Origin of the sequence: Bradyrhizobium sp. F1.4.3, from assembly GCF_040548375.1 — a bacterium.
Taxonomy (GTDB): Bacteria; Pseudomonadota; Alphaproteobacteria; order Rhizobiales; family Xanthobacteraceae; genus Bradyrhizobium.
The window spans coordinates 102,541-121,528 of sequence record NZ_JBEPRN010000008.1; the positions used below are offsets into that span (position 1 = coordinate 102,541).

Annotated in this window: 17 protein-coding genes, 1 tRNA gene and 1 riboswitch; of the genes, 12 read left to right on the forward strand and 6 right to left on the reverse strand. The window is 63.2% G+C overall.

Features of this window, described 5'->3' with window-relative positions; genetic code table 11:
• The first annotated feature begins 99 nt into the window (after positions 1-99).
• From ABIB73_RS21580 to ABIB73_RS21590, 3 genes are read left to right on the forward strand one after another with little or no spacing between them, the layout of a single operon-like run.
• Positions 100-1,356 (forward strand): OpgC domain-containing protein, encoded by a 1,257-nt coding sequence (locus ABIB73_RS21580; protein WP_354227115.1) that lies wholly within the window; start codon positions 100-102, stop codon positions 1,354-1,356.
• On the forward strand, positions 1,356-2,126 hold the full coding sequence (locus tag ABIB73_RS21585; protein WP_354227117.1) for an SGNH/GDSL hydrolase family protein: 771 nt from the start codon (positions 1,356-1,358) through the stop codon (positions 2,124-2,126). Before ABIB73_RS21580 ends, ABIB73_RS21585 begins: the two co-directional genes overlap by 1 nt.
• A gap of 12 nt (positions 2,127-2,138) precedes the next feature.
• Positions 2,139-3,131, forward strand: coding sequence for an SGNH/GDSL hydrolase family protein (locus ABIB73_RS21590; RefSeq protein WP_354227119.1), 993 nt, complete (start codon positions 2,139-2,141; stop codon positions 3,129-3,131).
• A gap of 34 nt (positions 3,132-3,165) precedes the next feature.
• On the opposite strand, the gene ABIB73_RS21595 is transcribed toward ABIB73_RS21590, so the two are convergent.
• Positions 3,166-4,353: an O-succinylhomoserine sulfhydrylase gene (locus tag ABIB73_RS21595; RefSeq protein WP_354227120.1), complete on the reverse strand. Its 1,188-nt coding sequence runs from the start codon at positions 4,351-4,353 to the stop codon at positions 3,166-3,168.
• A gap of 73 nt (positions 4,354-4,426) precedes the next feature.
• A riboswitch (SAM riboswitch) is annotated at positions 4,427-4,506 on the reverse strand.
• 109 nt (positions 4,507-4,615) lie between these two features.
• Between ABIB73_RS21595 and ABIB73_RS21600 the strand changes: the two genes are divergently transcribed.
• The 4 genes from ABIB73_RS21600 (at position 4,616) to ABIB73_RS21615 (ending at position 9,433) form a co-directional block, all read left to right on the forward strand.
• Positions 4,616-5,722, forward strand: coding sequence for a 2'-deoxycytidine 5'-triphosphate deaminase (locus ABIB73_RS21600; RefSeq protein ID WP_354227122.1), 1,107 nt, complete (start codon positions 4,616-4,618; stop codon positions 5,720-5,722).
• A gap of 202 nt (positions 5,723-5,924) precedes the next feature.
• Positions 5,925-6,977: a hypothetical protein gene (locus tag ABIB73_RS21605; protein ID WP_354227124.1), complete on the forward strand. Its 1,053-nt coding sequence runs from the start codon at positions 5,925-5,927 to the stop codon at positions 6,975-6,977.
• A 166-nt stretch (positions 6,978-7,143) separates the two neighbouring features.
• Entirely contained in the window at positions 7,144-8,589 is a 1,446-nt protein-coding gene (locus ABIB73_RS21610) for an MATE family efflux transporter (protein ID WP_354227126.1), read from the forward strand.
• Positions 8,590-8,734: 145 nt separating this feature from the next.
• Positions 8,735-9,433, forward strand: coding sequence for a hypothetical protein (locus ABIB73_RS21615; RefSeq protein WP_354227128.1), 699 nt, complete (start codon positions 8,735-8,737; stop codon positions 9,431-9,433).
• A gap of 57 nt (positions 9,434-9,490) precedes the next feature.
• Here the strand turns inward: ABIB73_RS21615 and ABIB73_RS21620 are convergent, their stop codons facing one another.
• The 5 genes from ABIB73_RS21620 to ABIB73_RS21640 all read right to left on the reverse strand — a co-directional run bounded on the left by ABIB73_RS21620 (position 9,491) and on the right by ABIB73_RS21640 (position 12,500).
• On the reverse strand, positions 9,491-9,970 hold the full coding sequence (locus ABIB73_RS21620) for a hypothetical protein (RefSeq protein ID WP_354227130.1): 480 nt from the start codon (positions 9,968-9,970) through the stop codon (positions 9,491-9,493).
• A gap of 113 nt (positions 9,971-10,083) precedes the next feature.
• The gene (locus tag ABIB73_RS21625; RefSeq protein WP_354227132.1) at positions 10,084-10,485 is read right to left on the reverse strand and encodes an SRPBCC family protein; all 402 of its coding nucleotides are present in this window, start codon (positions 10,483-10,485) and stop codon (positions 10,084-10,086) included.
• A 170-nt stretch (positions 10,486-10,655) separates the two neighbouring features.
• The gene (locus ABIB73_RS21630) at positions 10,656-11,015 is read right to left on the reverse strand and encodes a VOC family protein (protein WP_354227134.1); all 360 of its coding nucleotides are present in this window, start codon (positions 11,013-11,015) and stop codon (positions 10,656-10,658) included.
• A gap of 57 nt (positions 11,016-11,072) precedes the next feature.
• Entirely contained in the window at positions 11,073-11,912 is an 840-nt protein-coding gene (locus ABIB73_RS21635; protein ID WP_354227135.1) for a helix-turn-helix transcriptional regulator, read from the reverse strand.
• Positions 11,913-11,921: 9 nt separating this feature from the next.
• Complete coding sequence (locus tag ABIB73_RS21640; protein WP_354227137.1) at positions 11,922-12,500, reverse strand: methylated-DNA--[protein]-cysteine S-methyltransferase; 579 nt, start codon at positions 12,498-12,500, stop codon at positions 11,922-11,924.
• A 173-nt stretch (positions 12,501-12,673) separates the two neighbouring features.
• On the opposite strand from ABIB73_RS21640, the gene ABIB73_RS21645 reads away from it, so the two are divergent.
• The 5 genes from ABIB73_RS21645 (at position 12,674) to ABIB73_RS21665 (ending at position 18,878) form a co-directional block, all read left to right on the forward strand.
• Positions 12,674-12,747: transfer RNA gene (locus ABIB73_RS21645), tRNA-Gly, on the forward strand.
• A 291-nt stretch (positions 12,748-13,038) separates the two neighbouring features.
• Complete coding sequence (locus ABIB73_RS21650; RefSeq protein ID WP_354227139.1) at positions 13,039-13,572, forward strand: DsrE family protein; 534 nt, start codon at positions 13,039-13,041, stop codon at positions 13,570-13,572.
• 24 nt (positions 13,573-13,596) lie between these two features.
• Positions 13,597-14,661, forward strand: a complete 1,065-nt coding sequence (locus ABIB73_RS21655) for a TAXI family TRAP transporter solute-binding subunit (protein ID WP_354227141.1) — start codon at positions 13,597-13,599, stop codon at positions 14,659-14,661.
• The gene (locus ABIB73_RS21660) at positions 14,658-15,470 is read left to right on the forward strand and encodes a hypothetical protein (RefSeq protein ID WP_354227143.1); all 813 of its coding nucleotides are present in this window, start codon (positions 14,658-14,660) and stop codon (positions 15,468-15,470) included. Before ABIB73_RS21655 ends, ABIB73_RS21660 begins: the two co-directional genes overlap by 4 nt.
• A 225-nt stretch (positions 15,471-15,695) precedes the next feature.
• The gene (locus tag ABIB73_RS21665) at positions 15,696-18,878 is read left to right on the forward strand and encodes a VCBS domain-containing protein (protein ID WP_354227145.1); all 3,183 of its coding nucleotides are present in this window, start codon (positions 15,696-15,698) and stop codon (positions 18,876-18,878) included.
• Positions 18,879-18,988: the final 110 nt, after the last annotated feature.

The window sequence follows — 18,988 nt, forward strand, 5'->3', positions numbered from 1 at the left end:
GAAATACACCTCGATGTGATCCGGCCGCTTTGCGAGGCGGGGACCGGACCGGTACACTCCTTTGAACGTCGCGATTTGCCGAAGGGTTTTTGGGCCCCGATGACCATTGCCGATCAAGTGACGGGATCGACGATTGCGGGAACCGCGGGTGCCAAGCCCGTGGAGGCAAAGCCGCGTGCGGCCGCGCCGGCCATCACGCTGCCTGTCATCGGTGAACGCGAGCTGCGGCTCGATCTGTTCCGCGGCCTGGCGCTGTGGCTGATCTTCATCGACCATTTGCCGCCGAATCTTCTGACCTGGTTCACGATCCGCAATTACGGCTTCAGCGACGCCACCGAGATCTTCATCTTCATCTCCGGCTACACCGCCGCCTTCGTCTATGGCCGCGCGATGCTGGAGTCCGGCTTCGTCATTGGCGCCGCGCGCATCCTGCGCCGGGTCTGGCAGATCTATGTCGCCCACGTCTTCCTGTTCACGATCTTCCTTGCCGAAATCTCCTACGTCGCGACCAGTTTCGAGAACCCGCTCTACACCGAAGAGATGGGCATCATGGATTTCCTCAAGCAGCCCGACGTCACCATCGTGCAGGCGCTGCTGCTGCGCTTTCGTCCCGTCAACATGGACGTGCTGCCACTCTACATCGTTCTGATGCTGGCGCTGCCTTTGATCCTGTGGTCGATGAAGTGGAAGCCCGACGTCACGCTCGGCTTCTCGGTCCTGCTCTACGCCGTCACCTGGGAATACGACCTCTATCTCTCGGCCTATCCGAACGGCTTCTGGGCGTTCAATCCTCTGGCCTGGCAATTGCTTTTCGTGTTCGGTGCATGGTGTGCGCTCGGAGGTGCGCGACGCATGTCGCGCATTTTGGCTTCACCGGTGACGATGTGGATCTCGATCGCCTATCTGGCCGCGGCGTTCTGCGTGACGCTAACCTGGTACGTGCCGCAGCTCGGCCACTTCATGCCGAAGCGGATCGAGCAATGGATGTATCCGATCGACAAGACCGATCTCGACGTGCTGCGCTTCACCCATTTCCTGGCGCTGGCCGCGCTCACCGTGCGTTTCCTGCCGCGGGACTGGCCGGGCCTGAAATCGCCCTGGCTGCGGCCGCTGATCCTGTGCGGCCAGCATTCCCTCGAGATCTTCTGCCTCGGCGTCTTCCTGGCCTTCGCCGGCCACTTCATCCTGGCCGAGGTCTCGGGCGGCCCGGGCATGCATGCGCTGATTAGTCTCTCCGGAATCCTGATCATGTGGGCCGTGGCTTGGGTGATTTCGTGGTACAAGCGCGTAGCTGACAAGAGCGGTTCGAAAACCAAAAACGCCGTCGGCAGCGCCGATATGGCGGGAGGGGGCTGATGAAGGCGAAGGTTTTCCTGAGCCTGATCCTGCTGTGCGGTAACCTCGCCGCGCCCCCGGCGCGCGCGGGCGATGCTGTGCCTGCGGCCCCCCCAGCCTGCGAATTGCCGTCCTATCTGCTCACCACCGAAAGCCAGCTCCACAAGGTCGCCGACACCGTCAAAGCCGGCAAACCGCTTGAAATTCTGGTCATCGGCAGCCGGTCAACGACCATTCCGGCCTCGGAGGACAGCTCCTATCCGGCGCGGATGCAGGCAATTTTGAAGGAAAAGCTGCCCCCGTCGGAGGTTGTGCACGTCTCCGTAGAAATACAGAGCAAGAAAACGGCGGAGGAGGCCGCCACCACCTTCGTTAAGCTGATGGAAGCAAAAGCACCTACTTTGGTCATCTGGCAGACCGGGACCGTGGATGCTATCCGATCCATCGATCCCGACGACTTTCGCGGCGCGGTGACCGATGGGGTTGCTGCGTTGCAAAATGCAGGGGCTGACGTCGTCTTGATGAATTTGCAGTACAGCCCGCGTACCGAAACCATGATCTCGGCGCCGCCTTATCTCGACAATATGCGGGTGGTGGCGCAAGAGCATGACATCCCGCTGTTCGATCGCTTCGCGATCATGCGGCAATGGAATGATCAGGGTCAGTTCGACCTGTTCAGCCCGTCCCGCGGCCCTGAACTGGCGAAACAGGTCCATGATTGCCTTGGCCGGGCGTTGGCACAGTTCGTGATCGACGCTGCCCATCTGGGGCCGGCCCAGCAGCAAAATTGAGGTCTAGCGTTAATGAGTTCTCTCCGCCCTTTTTGCCTGACGGCATGGCTGGCCGCGTCCGCAGCGGCGGCGCTGCTGGTGTTGACGCCCGCGTCTCAGGTGCTTGCGCAAGCCGCGCAGGCAACGCCCGCTCCGCAGCAGGCTGCTAATCCCGCTCCCGCATCGCCCTCCCAGACCACGGTCGCGGCGACCCACCCGCCCGCCGAGCAGCGCGGCATCACCGCGCGTGCCGTCGACAAGGTGAAGCAGGTCGCGAAATCCGCCGGCGACATCTTTAGCCGCGTACCCTGCCTGCCGCCGAAGGGCAGCGCGAAGGCGATGGGATCGCTGCCGCATGTCGCGAACAAGCTCGTCGCCGGCCAGCCCGTCGTGATCGTCGCGTTCGGCTCGTCGTCGACCGCGGGTTATGGCGCGAGCTCGCCGGACTTCAACTATCCCAACCGTCTCGCCGCACAGCTGCGCCGGCAATATCCGACCGCCGACATCTCCGTCATCAATGCCGGGGTCGGCGGCGAGGACGCGCCCGAGATGATGAAGCGCCTCCAGAAGCAGGTGATCGACGTGCATCCGGATCTCGTGATCTGGCAGGTCGGCACCAATGCCGTGCTCCGCAACCTCGATCCCGGCGATACGGCCAAAATGGTCGAGGACGGCATCTCACGCATCCAAGCTGGCGGCGGTGCGGACGTCGTGCTGGTCGATCCGCAATATTCGCCGCAGGTGACGCAACGCGCCGAAAGCGCCGGCAAGATGGTGAAGCTGCTCGGCAAGGTCGCCGAGCTCCGTCACGTCGGCATCTTCCCGCGCTTCGAGGTGATGCGCGACTGGCATGAGAAGCAGGCGCTCCCGGTCGAGAGCTTCGTCATCGCCGACGGTCTGCACATGAACGATTGGGGCTACGCCTGCTTCGCCCAGCTCCTCGGCGACGACATCATCCGCTCCGTCGGCCAGATCAAGTTAGGGGTGAATGTGCCGGCGGATGTGCGGACGTATCGGCCGATGTAAGTGGCCTCTCCCCATCGCCGGGACGACATCGTGGCTACGCCTTCTCCAGCGCCGCGGTGAGATCCTCGATCAGATCATCCGCGTGCTCCAGCCCCGCCGAGAAGCGAATAAAACCCTCGCTGATGCCGAGCGCTGCGCGATCTTCCGGCTTCAGGCGCTGATGCGTTGTGGTGGCCGGATGCGTCACCAGGCTCTTGGCGTCGCCGAGATTGTTGGAAATCTTGGCGAGCTTGAGTTCGTTGAGCACGCGGAACGCGCCCTGCTTGCCGCCCTTGACCTCGAAGCCGACCAGCGTCGAGCCGCCGCGCATCTGCTTCTTGACCAGAGCCGCCTGCGGATGATCGGCGCGGCCGGGATAGACCAGCCGCGAAATCTTGGGATGGCTCGCCAGCACGTCCGCGATCCGCGCCGCGGTCTCCGTCTGCGCGCGCACGCGCACGGCCAACGTCTCCAGGCCCTTGAGCAAAACCCAAGCGTTGAACGGCGAGATCGACGGGCCGGTCTGGCGCATGAAATTGTGGATGTGCTCGGCGATGAAGGCTTCCGAGGACAGGATGATGCCGCCGAGACAGCGGCCCTGGCCGTCGATGTGCTTGGTCGCGGAGTAAACCACGACGTCGGCGCCGAGCGCGAGCGGGCTCTGCCAGATCGGCGTGGCGAACACGTTGTCGACGACGAGCCGCGCGCCGCCGCCGTGCGCGATCTCGGCGATCGCTGGAATGTCGAGCACGTCGAGCGTCGGATTGGTCGGGCTCTCCAGGAAGAACGTCTTGGTGTTCGGCTTGAGCGCGCGCTGCCACTGGTCGAGATCGAAGCCGTCGACCAGCGTGGTCTCGACGCCATAGCGCGGCAGAAGATCCTGGATGACGTAAAGACACGAGCCGAACAGCGCCCGCGAGGCCACCAAATGATCGCCGGCCTTGAGCGGCGCCAGGATCGCGGTCGTCACTGCCGCCATGCCGGTCGCCGCGGAGCGAGCGGCTTCGGCACCCTCCAGCTCGATCATGCGGCGCTCGAACATCGCGATCGTCGGGTTGGAATAGCGCGAATAGATGAAGCCGGGATCTTCGCCCTTGAACCGCGCCTCGCACTCCTCGGCGCTGTTGTAGACATAGCCCTGGGTCAGGAACAGCGCCTCCGACGTCTCGCCATATTGCGAGCGCAGGGTGCCGGAATGGACCAGACGGGTTTCGGGACGGTAGTTGGCAGGCGACTTCGACATAGGTACCTCCGCATGACCGTCTCGTCGAAAACGGTCACAAAAAAACCGGCCTGGATATCTCCACGGGCCGGGATCACAGAGGTCCCCGGCCTGTTTAGCGACTTATTTAACGTGGCTGCAAGCCGGCCGGCTCAAATCACCACGGGATAAGTCATGCTCATATTCCGCAATGCCCTTTTCGTCAAGGCGTCCATCGGATAGCCGTAAAAAACTGTATTTTCCGCATGTCCGGATACATTTGCCCCCTGACGAGGACCCAAGTTTGACGTTCACGGTCGCCGCCGACGCCAATGGTATCCTGCCCGACCGCATGATCGCGGCGATGGCGGCAGCGGGGCTTATCCTGCCCGCCTATGACTTCGTCGAAAGCCAGATCCAGCCGGCGAGCCTCGACCTTCGCCTCGGCGACATCGCTTATCGCGTCCGTGCAAGCTTCCTGCCCGGCCCCGGCGCCACCGTCGCCGAGCGTATTGACGAGTTGAAGCTGCACGAATTCAGCCTCGCCGACGGCGCGGTGCTCGAGACCAACTGCGTCTACATCGTGCCGCTGCTGGAAAGTCTTGCGCTGCCGCCGGAGATCGTCGCGGCCGCAAATCCGAAGAGCTCGACCGGCCGGCTCGACGTCTTCACCCGCGTGATCGCCGACGGCACCCGCCGCTTCGACATGATCGGCGCCGGCTATCATGGCCCGCTCTATGCCGAGATCAGCCCGAAGACATTTCCGGTGCTGGTCAGCGAGGGCTCGCGGTTGTCGCAGGTGCGCTTCCGCACCGGTGACGCCATCCTCAATGCCGACGAGCTCGACGCGTTGCATGCGTCCGAGCGTCTCGTCGATATCGACGATGCCGATCTCTCCGGCGGCGTCGCCGTCTCCGTCGATCTTTCCGGCGAGAAGGGGTCCGGCTTCGTCGGTTACCGCGCCAAGCGCCACACCGGCGTCATCGACGTCGATCGTCGCTCGGGCTATTCGGTGCAAGACTTCTGGGAGCCGATCTCGGCACGTCCCGACGGCAGCCTGATCCTCGATCCCGGCGAGTTCTACATCCTCGCGTCGAAAGAGGCGGTGCAGGTGCCGCCCGATTACGCCGCGGAGATGGTGCCATTCGATCCGCTGGTCGGCGAATTCCGCGTGCACTATGCCGGCTTCTTCGATCCCGGCTTCGGCTATGCCGGCGCCGGCGGGCAGGGCTCGCGCGCCGTGCTGGAAGTGCGCTCGCGCGAAGTGCCCTTCATCCTCGAGCACGGCCAGATCGTCGGCCGCCTCGTCTACGAGAAGATGCTGGCGCGCCCCGACGCGATGTATGGTCAGCGCATCGGCTCCAACTACCAGGCGCAGGGGTTGAAGCTGTCGAAGCATTTTCGCGTGTAGCTGCTAACTCCGCCCTCAGGTGTCGTCCCGGCGAAGGCCGGGACCCATAACCCCAGGGAGTAGTTTTGGCGCGAAATCCTGGTTACCAGTCTTCGTCAAACTCAATCCTGTGGTTATGGGTCCCGGGTCTGCGCTTTCGCTTGCCCGGGACGACGGGGTAGTGTGTTGCGGCATCAACGATAACAACAAGCCGGGAGCGAACATGACCGCCGCAGCAAACTCCACGCAGGAAGCCCAATGGAAACGCTGGCGCACGGTCGCCGATCTCTATCACGCTTATTTCACCGGCCTCATCCTCACTGTCGTCACGCGGCGCGGCACGACTGACGCGGCGGAGTTCGTCTTTCGCGTGTTTCGGCGGCAGCAGCAGGAGCGCTTCCTGCCCGGGCTCGAGAAGCTCGGCCTTAGCCATCTGCCGCCGGCGGTGGCCGCCGCGCAATATCACTACCTCTCCAACTGGATCGGCGGCGTACATGTCGAATACATGTATGAGAACGACGCCAAAGCCTGGATCCGCTATCCGCCGCCGCGCTGGATCTGGAAGGGTACTGCGATCTGCGGCGTGCCGGGCGAAGTCTCGCGCGCGATGCTGCGGGGCTGGCACGCCAACAACGGCGTCGCGCTCGGCGATCTCAGGCTCGGTTTCGTCTGCACCAAGCAGAGCGTCGACGGCCAGGATGGGCTCGAAGGCTATTACCATCAGTACGAGCACCCGCTCGAGCTCGACCAGCGCCTGGTGTTCGCGCGCCATCTCGAAGCGCCGCTGTTCGATGCGAAGACCGCGCCGGCTTTGCCGATCTCAAGCTGGCCGAAGCCGCGGTTAGAAAAAGCCTATCGCAACTACGCCATGGAATATGTGCGCACCGCCGCACCCGTGATGGTGCAACTGTTTGGGCCTGAGGATGCCGGCTATCTCCTGCATCTCACCGGCAAGTTGATCGGCATGCAATATTTCGATGAAGTCGCGGCCGCTCTGACAGCGACGCGCGGCGGTGCGCGCGAGTTCGCATCTTTCCTCAACGCGCTGTTTGCCGCGCAGGACGATGCGGCCGAGACGACGCGATCCGAAGGTACGTTCGAAATTCGCCAGCAGAGCTGGAAGCTGATGGACGACGTCGCCGACTATCACCGCGCCTGCGCCAAGGTGCTGGAGGGGCTTTTCGAAGGACTGGCTGCGGGCTGCGGCCGGCACATCGGCGTGCATCTGCACCCCTCCGAGGGCGGCAGGCCGCCGCTGGTTTGGACCATCGGGTAATTCCACCTATTGAAATGCGCTGCCGCAGGGGACGCCTGCGCCTGACGCAGGAGGAATCGGGGGCTGCCGTGCTAACAAGCGCATGACGCGCCCTTCGCGCGAATAATTCGATTGGCACACGCATTTATTGCCGCGCCGTTTTGGCGATCCGTGCCCGGGAGAAGAAATGTCCGACATCGCCGAAATCCCGGTCGATGAACAGGAGCGTCCGCTGCCGCCGCCTCCGCGGCCGGTGAGGAGCGCGCTGACCGACGGACCGATCCTGCGCACGCTGCTCGGGCTCGCCTGGCCGAATGTGGTTGCGCTCTCCGCCGGCACCTGCGTGGTGATCGCGGAGACCTCCTATATCGGCCGTCTCGGTGTCGAAGCGCTGGCCGCGATGGCGCTGGTGTTTCCGACCGTGATTCTGACCATGACGATGTCCGGCGGCGCCATGGGCGGCGCGGTGGCGTCCGCCATCGCACGCGCGCTTGGCGCCGGCGACCGCGAACGCGCCGGCACGCTCGCGGCGCATGCGCTCTTGATCGGTATCACCTTTGGCGTCGTCTTCATGCTGGGCATGCTGATCTTCGGACCGCAGGTCCTGGAAATGCTCGGCGGACGCGGCGACGTGCTGACGCATGCGATCGCCTACACGCAGGTGTTTTTCGGTGGCGCGGTGCTGCCGTGGCTGCTCAACACCATGGCCGGCGTGCTGCGCGGCACCGGCAACATGAAGTTGCCGTCGCTGCTGATCCTCAACTCCGCGGTCTGGCAGATCGTGCTCGGCGGCACGCTGGGCCTTGGACTCGGGCCCGTGCCGCAGCTCGGCATGCGTGGTGTCGCCGCGGGCGCGCGGATTGCTTACTCCATGAACATCTGCGTGATGGGCTGGTACCTGTTCTCCGGCCGCGCCCGAATCGTGCCGAAACTGCGCGGCTTGCGCATTCAATGGGCGATGTTCTTCGACATCCTGAAGGTCGGCGCCATCGCCTGCTTCTCGCCGCTGCAATCGGTGCTGACGATCTCGATCTTCACCCACATGCTGGCGAAATTCGGCACCGCGATCCTCGCCGGCTATGGCATCGGCGCGCGGCTCGAATTTTTGCTGACCTCGATCGCGTTCTCGTTCGGCATCGCTTCGGTGCCGATGATCGGCATGGCGGTCGGCGCCGGCCGCATCGCGCGGGCGCGGCGCATCGCCTGGATCGCGGGTGCGAGCGCCTTCGTCGCCGTCGGGGCGCCGGCGTGCCTGGTTGCGATCTTCCCCGATCTCTGGGTCAACATTTTCACCGACAGCGCCACCGTGCGCGCGACCAGCCATCAATATCTGTCGACGGTGGCGCCGTTCTACGCCTTCATTGGCCTCGCCTCGACGATGTATTTCTCCTCGCAAGGTGCGGCGAAGGTGATCGGTCCGGTGTTGGCGCAGACCGCGCGGCTCGCCTACATCGCGACATGCGGCTGGTGGCTGTCGATGTATGAGGCCACCGCACAAAATTTCTTCTGGCTCGCTGCGAGCTCGATGGTCCTGCTCGGCCTGCTGTCCTGCTCCAGCGTGGTGCTGACGCGCTGGGGTCCGTGCGAGAGCAAGTCCGCAATCAGGCCGGCTCTGTCAGCCGCGGCGGACTAGGCGCACCCGTCAGATTTTTGTTTCTGAATGTTTCTTGCCGCTCAATTGGCAATATTGAGCAACCTGAGCTGCTCCTTGCCGAAGGCTCCGCGCCAGCTCCTGGGGGCAACGTCACCTCGAGTTCACCAAAGCACGGACAGCCACCATGACCTCGATTTCGGCGCTCTCCTCCCACCACCACGCATCACCATTGCAGCGACTACAGGATGAACTGCAGGCGGAAGTCAGTTCCGGCGCGGTTAATTCGTCCGATCAGTCGGCGCTGTCGTCCGCACTCAGCGACATCGACACCGCCTTGCAACCGAGCGGGGCGAGCGATCAATCCAGCGGCAGCCGATCATCGCCTGACGCGTTCAAGTCAAAGATCGATGGTCTGATCCAGCAGGAAGTTTCGGCTGGCAAGCTGACCGACCAGCAGGCCACCGAATTGCAAGGTATCTTCAAGGCGGCGTTCTCCCATGGACCCGATGCATCGGGTGGAGCAGGTGGACCGCCGCCGCCCGACGGGCCTGCTCCCGTCAACGGCACGGATAGTTCATCAAGCGGCAATTCGGTGGTGGACCTGCTTCAACAATTTCTCGATTCGCTCAAAAGCCTGCTCACGGATTCGACCTCCTCCAGCGCGACGGGATCAGGCGACACGACGAATGCCGGCGAAAATTCTTCGGCCAGCGCCACGGGCAGCTCGTCAAGCGGCAATTCGGCGACGGACCTGCTTGAACAGTTCCTTCAGTCGCTGAAGAGCTCGCTCGCGGATTCGACCTACAGCGCGACGCGACCAGGCGACCAGACGAAGCCAAACGACCCATCGATTTCCGGGGTCCTGATCAACGATCGGATCTGATATCGGCGACGCATCAACTAAAAAAGCTAAAACGCGGCGACGGTAAGCCGGCGCGCCTTAGCGATGCTTGTGGCGGCGATGGCCGCCACCGCCGCCGACATTGGCGAGCCGCATCAGTTGCGGGATCATCGCCATCATGTCGCCGCCGCCGGAACCACCCAGCATGCCCATGATGTCGCCGCCTCCCATGCCGCCGATCCCGGTCGGCATGGTGCCGCCTCCGCCCATCGGCGCGTAGCCGCCGTAATTGGGCGCACCAAAGCCGCCGCCGGCCAGGCCGCCAATGCCGCCGCCGCCATTCTCCATCATGCGGCTCATCATCGGGCCCATGGTCTGCATCAGCATGGCGAAGCGGCGCTTGCCCATCTTCGCCTTCATCATCTCCAGCATCGGCGCCATCTGGGTCATCATGTCCTCGCCGCCGGCACCTCCGCCGCCGCCGAAGCCTGCGAACTGCGCCTTCGCGGGCGAGCTCGCGACCGAAAACAGCAGCAGCACGGCGACCGCCTGGCAGATCACCTTGTCCGCACCTCTCATGGCATGCTCCTCGCGTGCGTGGCGCCGCCGGGAGAGCGAAGCCGACCGGACGCACGCGGGCATGGTTACGGCTGAGGAAGGGAGAGCTCTGTGAGAAAAATCACAGAGGCCGATCAGGCTGCGGCAGACGGAAATGCCCTGTGGATGGCGGCCACGGCCTCGCCGGTCTGACCCTGGACGTAAGGCGCAAGCTCGTTCGGCAGCATGTCGATGATCCAGACCATGCGGCACCGTGCCTCGCCCTCGGCGATCACCTGCACCGAGGCGCTGTAGTGCTTCAGCCGTTCGTTGTTGATCGCGTAGACCAGCCGCTGCCGCGCGTCGTCGCAATCGACCAGCACCTCGCGCGCCACCGAACCGTTGGCGAAGGTGACGACGCGCGCGTCGTCCTCGAGCTGACATGCGGTGACGAAGCCCGGCACCAGCCGCTGAGGCAGCGCGCCGAAGTCACGCACCGCATCCCAGACGTCGCGGGCGGGGACGGGGAGGGAGATGTCATTGTGGATGGAGGCCACGGGAGGTGTCCTTGATTGAGTGAGGGTGGGCAAAGGCGCTCTTGCGCCGTGCCCACCATTCGTCGACGCTGTTGCGCTCAGTTGGTGGGCACGCTTCCGCCTTCGCTCTTCGAGCTACGGCGGACAAGTCGCTTTGCCCACCCTACGGATTGTCGCGTTTAGCCCCGAGCTCACGTACAAACCGCCTCGACATTGTTGCCGTCCGGATCGATCAAGAACGCTGCATAGTAGGTCGGGCTGTAATCCTTGCGCGGGCCGGCGCCGCCGTTGTCGCGGCCGCCGCTCTTCAGGCCTTCGCTGTGAAACGCCCTGACCGCGTCATGATCCCCGGCGCGAAACGCAATGTGCGCACCGTCCGCCTTGCGCCCCTTGTTCAGATGCAGCCACAGCGCCGGCGCGTCCTTCGGCCCGAAGCCGGCATAGCCGTCGCCGCTCGAGCACAGGACGTAGCCGAGCGGTGCCAGCACCGCGGTGTAGAAGCGCGTGGCGGCGTCGAGGTCGGCAACGCGCAGTCCGATGTGGTCGTACATGATCGTCTCCATTTGCAGATGCGCGCCGCGAGTGGCGCGCGCCGGAGACGAACCTAGTCAGTTGAGGACAAGTCCCTCTTGGAGAATCTTGCGCATCCCCTTTGAGGCCTGCCGGAACTTCGTCGGCGACACGCCGGCGGCGCGATGAAAAGTGCGGACGAAGTTGGAGAGGTCGCCGAAGCCGACGTCATAGGCGATGTCGGTGATCGCGATGTCGTCATCAGTGAGCAGCCGCGCCGCGTGCCGCAGCCGCGAGCGCACCAGATATTGATGCGGGGTGACGCCAAGCACGTTCGAGAACAGCCGCAGGAAATGGAAGGGGCTCAGGCCCGCCTGCCGCGCGGCCTGCTCGAGGTCGATCTCGGCATGCGAATTCTCGTCGATCCAGAGCGCTGCCTCGACCGCGCGGCGACGGTCACGCGCGGTGGGCGTGGCCTGCTTGCGCGGCTTGCCCGACACGACCTCGACAAAGCGGCTGGCCAGGATCTGGCCGACCTCGTCGAGGCCGAGGTCGCTGTTGCCATCTGCTGCCGTCTGGGCGAGCTCGCCCAGCACCATCAGCTCAGGGAGCGGCGGCGTCGCACCGACCCGCCAGACCTCGCGGCGTCCGCCCAGCGCCTCGACCAGATCCTCGCTGAAGAAGAACGACAGGCAGACGTCGCCGCAGACATGCTCATGGGTGCAGGTGTATTCGTCGCCGGGAGCGCCGACCAGCAACGAGCCCGCCACCAGCTCGAAGAAGCCGGCGCGGCAATGGCAGCCGAAACTGCCGGCGCGGACGTAGGCGATCGAATGGCCGGTGCGGCACTCGGCAAACGGCTTGTCGCCCGGTCCCGCATCGCAGCGAAACTCGGAGACTGTCATCGATCGTGACGTCAGCAGCCTGGTCGCGTCCATCCCGCCTATTTAGGAAGGGGCTCGCGGCGGGGCAACGGGCAGCAGTACCTCGAACAGCGTCTTGCTGGCGATCGGATGAGCGCCCTCGAGCGCCAGCAGCCGTCGCTTCGAGATCACCCCGCCATAAGGCGAGATCCGATCGGCATAACTGCCGGCCTCCAGCACCCGGTGGCAGGGCACGATGAGCATGTAAGGGTTTTTCGAGATTGCGTGCGCCACCGAATGCGCGGCGCCGGAGGCTCCCAATGCCTTGGCGATCTCGTGATAGGTGCGCGTCTCTCCGCGGGGAATGGTGCAGGTGTACTCATAGACCCGCCGGTTGAAGGCGGGCACATCGCCGGCATCGAGGCTGACGTCGGAAAAGTCGGGATCGCTGCCTTGCAGCAACGCCGCGATGCCTTCGATCGCAAGCTCGGCACTGAGTGGAAGCGGTTGCTCGCGCGCCTCGGGATGGACCTGGAAGATCCGGCGGCGGGTGTCGATCTCCCGTGCCTCCGGCAATTGCACGGCCACCACGCCGGAATTGCTCCAGACAATGCCGCAGCGGCCTATGGCCGTATCGAATATCGCGTAAGCACGCCCCACCATGCGCACGCCCCACACACTGTACGTTCCTCAACCCAGCAGCGATCATAACACTGCCACAATCCGGCGCACCTGGAATCTTGCCAGGACGTTAACAAGCGTCAGGCCGGGCGCGCCAAAGCGCTTGGCGCGAGGCGCTGTCTCGGCTAATCAGGACAGGCGCGAGCAGCGCATCCGCGGGCGTAGTTCAATGGTAGAACGGCAGCTTCCCAAGCTGCATACGAGGGTTCGATTCCCTTCGCCCGCTCCAAGCCCCTTATCGCGGTGCGATCGCCCTGGTGTCCTCAGGGCCTGAATTTCCGTTTGACGGTCAATCGCGGCGCAACGGCACGTTGAGCTGACCATCCTTGTGCCTAATCCATTGGGCCTAGCACGAACTGCAGCCTGTCGAGGGGCTTGCGGTGAGTTCATGTTTCTCGGTCCGGGGCACGGCGTGAGGCGCAACATCCAGCGCAACATCAACGGGTCACCAAAAGGCCCGGATCGAGATCGAGCGAGTTGCCCCGCATGGTGAGCGCACAACGCAGACGGGAGATGGTCCATGCCTGATCCACGAATCCAGATCGCCGCAGCCTTGCTTGCCATATTCGCACTGGGCCCGGCCCACGCCATGACCTCGACGCAGCAGCAACCGACTTCTGCGAGTTCGGCACGCGCGATGATCCCGAAGCAGCAGGCTGCAGTGCGCCCGGTCAAGCCGGCGCAGCATCGGCTCGTGATCCAGGTCAACCAGAACGACCCCGCCGTGATGAATCTCGCGCTCAACAACGCCACCAACGTGCTCGAATACTACCGCAAGAAGGGTGAAGAGGCCGACGTCGAGATCGTGGCCTTCGGTCCGGGACTACACATGCTGCGCAAGGACACGACGCCGGTCGCCGAGCGCATTCACGCCATGAAGGACCTCGCCTTCCCGAACAAGGTTCGCTTCGCCGCGTGCGGCGTCACCAGGGAGGGGATGGAGAAGAAGGAAGGCAAGCCGCTTGAGTTGCTGCCGGAGGCCTCCATGGTCCCCTCGGGAGTCGTGCGCATGATGGAGTTGCAGGAGAAGGGATGGAGCTACGTCCGGCCATAGGCAAGTCAACGACGGGAGACCGCGATGATACGCAAGCTGATGTTCGCGCTGGCATTGTCGCTGCTCGCGCTGTCCGCCTCCGCCCAGAATGCCAGCAGGACCGGCGGTGACAAACGGTCCGCGGAATCGGCCGGACCTGCAGCAACGCGCGGGAGCCGCGCCGCGCGGCCCGCAGAGGCGCGGACCGCAGAGGAGGGGGTGAGAGAGCGCATCAATTCAGGCACGGTCGGACTCGCCGCCGGACTCCTGGAAGGCGCGCCGCTCCGCTTCGCCACCGAGATTTCGCGCGTCGTCAATCAAAGCGGAAAGGTGCACGTGCTTCCGATCGTGACGCGTGGACCGACCGAGAATGTCAACGATCTGCTCTATCTCAAGGGAATCGACATCGCGATCATCAACAGCGATTCCCTCGACGAGTATCGCGCGCAGGTGCCGGAGATCGAAAAGCGCATCGTCCACGTGATGAACCTGTTCCCGTCGGAGCTGCATGTTTTCGTACGCCCCGAGATCAACTCGCTCGCCGACCTCGCGGGTAAGAAGGTGAACTTCAATTCGCAAGGCACTGCAGCCGCCTATTCGGGTCCACTCATCTTCAGTCGCCTCGGCATCGAGGTGGAGAAGACCTTCGTGCCGCACCCCGTCGCGCTGGAGCAGATGCGCAAAGGTGAGATGGCCGCCGTGGTTTTCGTCACGTCCAAGCCGGTGGACGCCTTCGTCAAGCGCAAATGGGATGAGGGCTTCAAGTTCTTGCCTGTGCCGCTGGGGCCCAAGCTGGCTGACTATTACGTATCGGCGTCGCTGACACCGGCCGACTACCCCGCGCTGGTGCCCGCGGGGCAGGATATCGAGACGATCGCGGTGCCTACAGTCCTGGTCGCCTATAACTGGAACCCGGGCACTCCGCGCTATGACCGCGTCACGGCCTTCGTGAACGAGCTGTTCAGCAGGCTCGACCAATTGCGCGCCTCCGGGTTCGACCCGAAGTGGAAGGATGCCAATCCCGCCGCCAGCGCTCCTGGACTGCAACGTCTGAAGGCGGCCGAGAGCTGGCAAGATGCCCAAATGGCCAATCGGGCAGGACGTCGATGAGGCGGTTCGCCGCCGTCCTGTTCGGCAGCCTTGCGATCGTGGAAGCTCGCGCTCAATCCGCATCCAGCACCCTCAGAGGCCTGGACGAGTGCTTTGCCCGGACAAGCGTGGCGGAAGCCACCTGCGATCAAGCCGACAGCGACACCACGACCCGCTTGGCATGCCGGCTGAAGGCGCACACCGCGGAGAAGCTGTGTCTTGATGGCATATTCGCGAAAAGAGACGAGATCACGCAACCGAACGATATGCCTTCCAAACCGCGCTCCCGCGCGCCGCCGGGGCCACCCGCATCCGAACCTGCGCCGAAAGCGACTGAGCCGAGCCGGGACGACACGGTCGCGGCACTCCCGACGGTCAATGGCTGGTTGATCGGTGAGACCACGTCCCCGCGAGACTTCTCCCCGCTCTTAGTGGCCAAATTGTACGCGCTCCCCCCAGTCGCAGTCGATGCGCCTGCGATCCTCTTGCTGCGCTGCCGGGGCCAACGGACCGAGATGTCCCTCGGCGTCAACGGCGCCTGGCGCGCTTTGCGCGGTGGAGACATCGAGGTCACGGTCTCCTCCGATCAACCGGCGGCAAGGCCATGGCGCTGGCGATTGGCGCCCGACGGTCGCACGGCCTCCATGCTGGATGACCCGGTCGATGTGGTGCGCGCGTTAAGCGGCGGGAGGACAACGATTTCCGTGACCGACGGCACGGGTCGCAACGCCAGCGCGATTTTCGACCTCACCGGCATCGATGTCGTTCGCGCCAGGCTCGGAAGCGCCTGTCACTGGCCGAATACGACAGTCGAATCGCGAGGGCGATGAAGCAGGGAACGCGGCTGCCTTCGCCGCTTCCAGCCCAAGCTGCGCGGCGAGCGCTGTCAGGTTGGACTGATCCCCTTTGACCGCTTCTGCGTCAACCGACAAGACCTTGGCAAGGCCGCTATCTAGCAAGCTTTGTCGCGATGACGAATCGAGCGACATCAAGCGTTCGTCATCTAGGGGCACTAAACTTGCTTTGGTTAGCAGGGACTCATTGGTGCCGCGTTTTTGTTCCTGATTATCGGACAAAACATTCTGGCCCGGCCTCTTGTCGGGCAAACTGAGGCATTGATGACAAATTCAGCACCTGTTTTCACCGCTGGTGGTGGTAGCGACGGTTCCGTCACGCGCGTGTCGACCAGCGCAACCGGGGCGCAGGCGGATGGCCAAAGTCACCAGCCCGTATTCTCGCCCGACGGCACGAAAGTGGCGTTCGAATCCTATGCCGACAATCTTGTGCCCGGCGATACCAACGGCGGACCCGACGTCTTCGTGAAGGACCTGACGACTGGTGCGATCACGCTCGTGTCGACCAATGCAAGCGGGGTTCAGGGGGATAGCTGGAGCTACCAGCCGGTTTTTTCGCCAGACGGGACCAAGCTGGCGTTCGTATCTGCTTCCGACAATCTGGTGCCGGGCGATACCAATCATGCTTGGGACGTCTTCGTGAAGGACCTGACCACCGGCGCCATCACGCTCGTGTCGACCAGTGCCAGCGGGGCACAGGCGGACGGCTTCCAGAGCACCAACCCGGTATTTTCGCCTGATGGCACCAAGGTTGCGTTCTATTCCGATGCCGACAATCTCGTGCCGGGCGATACCGACCATTTGCGCGACGTCTTCGTGAAGGACCTGACCACTGGCGCGATAACGCTCGTGGCGACCAGTCCGTACAACGGGGGAGCCGGCACCAACGGTGGGGATCAGAATGGCTTTACCTACGCCCCCTCGTTCTCGCCCGATGGCACCAAAATCGTGTTCGGGTCCACCAAGGGGTTTGGCCAGGGCAACGATATCTACATCAAGGATCTTGCCACCGGGACCACCACACTGGTGTCGGTCAGCGCCAGCGGCGTGCAAGGGAATCGCGGCAGCTACGACCCGGTGTTCTCGCCCGATGGCACCAAGGTGGCGTTCTATACCTTCGCCGAGAATCTTGTGCCGGGTAGCTCCAATATCGGAATCGGCAACATTGTCATTAAAGATCTGATCACGGGCGTGGTCACGTTGGTATCGGCCAATGCCGACGGAGTTCCGCAGAACGACGGTGAAGCCCAGAAACCCGTATTTTCGCCTGACGGCACCAAGATTGCATTTTATTCTCGAGCCAACAATCTCGTGCCGGGGGTCAGCGGCTATGACTATGAGATCCATGTGAAGGACCTGATCACCGGGGCCGTCACGATTGTCTCGACCAACGCGAGCGGGGCGCCGGCAAATGGCTACAGCCAGCTTCCCGGCTTCTCGGCTGATGGCACCAAGCTGATATTCGAGTCTTCAGCCAGCAATCTAGTGCCGGGCGACACCAACGGCACTTCCGACATCTTTGTGAAAGATGTTGCTCCGCCATCCGTCACCGAGGCGAAGCTGACGGACAATGGCGCCGCCCATGTTTCGACATCGGGGGCGGTGTTTTTTACCGACGCCGACAAGACCGACGCTCACACGGTCTCGGTGACATCGCAGAGCGGCGATCTCGGCACACTCACGGCCACCGTCGACGATGCCGATGGCAAGGTGATATGGAGCTATGATGTTTCTCACGCCAACATCGCTCCGCTCGCGGCCGGACAGACCCATACCGACACTTTCACCTTGACCCTCAACGACGGCCACGGCGGTTTGGCGACACAGAACATCACCGTGACGCTGACGGGAATCGATGATGCCCCCGTGATCAGCTCGGGCACGACGGCAAGCTTCGCGGAGAATGGCACGGGCGTCGCCTACCACATCGCGGCGACCGACGTGGACAGCCCAACGCTAACCTATTCGCTCTCCGGCACCGATGCGGCTCTGTTCGACGTGTCGGCTACAGGCAATGTGACGTTCAAGTCTGCGCCCGACTTCGAAGCGCCGAAAGACGCAAACCACGACAACGTCTATGACGTCACCGTAGCAGCAAGCGATGGTGAAAAAATCACCACAAAGAACGTCGCGATCACGGTCACTGACGTGAATGACACCACCTACGGCGGTGTTCTGACTGTCACCAGCTCGACTGGCTTCACGTCGATTGATCGGGCAACGATCAATATCGGCGTGACCGGTAACTTGCATGAGACCGGCAGCACCGGTGTCATTAGCAACAGCGCGATCCTTGATCTTGGTTCGCTGAACGAAACCCGGGTGAAGCTCGCGCTCGCGAACGATATTATCTTCGGCGGTTTCCTCGGTGTGATCGTCGCCAATGGTGGTACCATCACGTTCGACAATGTACATCTCGACGGGACGTCGCTGGGCGCGACATCCGGCGGACTTATCGAATCCGTTGCAGGCAGCACCAACACCCTCAACAACGTGACACTCGAGGCTGGCACCGTGTTTGACGACAGTGCCGGAAGCTCTCTGAATGTCAGCGGCATGTTGAACAACGGCGGCAAAATCGAGCTCTTCAATGCCACGAAAACTGTCTTGACCGGCGACGTCGTCGTTATCGGCAACGGCGAGATCAAACTCGATCCGGGCTCCCTGATCCTGAACAGCGGTGCGCATCAGGCGCTCTACCTTGAAGGCGGCACGATCGGCGGCGCCGGCACGATCGGAAACGGAGACCACGGCCTCACTTTGAATATCGGCTTCGCCGGCAAGCTCGATGCGAACGGGTCTCAACCGCTTGAAGTGAACACTGGCAATTCGGTCACCAACAACGGCCTGATCGAAGCCACGCACGCCTCGCTCAATTTCGACGACGCCGTTTTCAACGGATTTGCAACGATCACCGCCGATCAGGGCGGCACGATCGACTTCAGGAATGGCTTGACAAATGGCGGCATCGTCGATGTGCGCGCCGGCGGTGAGGCGGATGTCTCAGGCAACCTCGTCAACAACGGCACTGTCCTGGATAGTGGCGTGCTCAAGGTCGATAGTTTGAGCGGGACTGGAACTGTCTACGTCAACAGCGGGACGTTGGCGGTCACTGGTAATCTAAGCAGCAATGTCGTTCTGACTGGTACGGATTCATTTGTCTTCGGACCCGATGCCAAACAAACATCGGGTGTCATCGCAAACTATACGCCGGGCACAACGTTGGTGCTGGATGGCTTCGACGCCAAGGTCAACGTGGCCTTCAACCATCAGACCGATATTTTGACACTGACCGATGCGGATCATCATGCGATGACCCTTCACCTCGCACCTGGATCCTTGATCCCGCAGGCCCACGGCGCGGCGTCGGATTTTCTTGTCTAGCGAATTTCCATGGAACACTCTCTCGAACCCGCCCTTCCGCACAAAGATTCCAATATATTAGCCCCTCGTACCCAGCATGCGCGCCTTTCCCGGCTTAAGCTCTGCGTCGC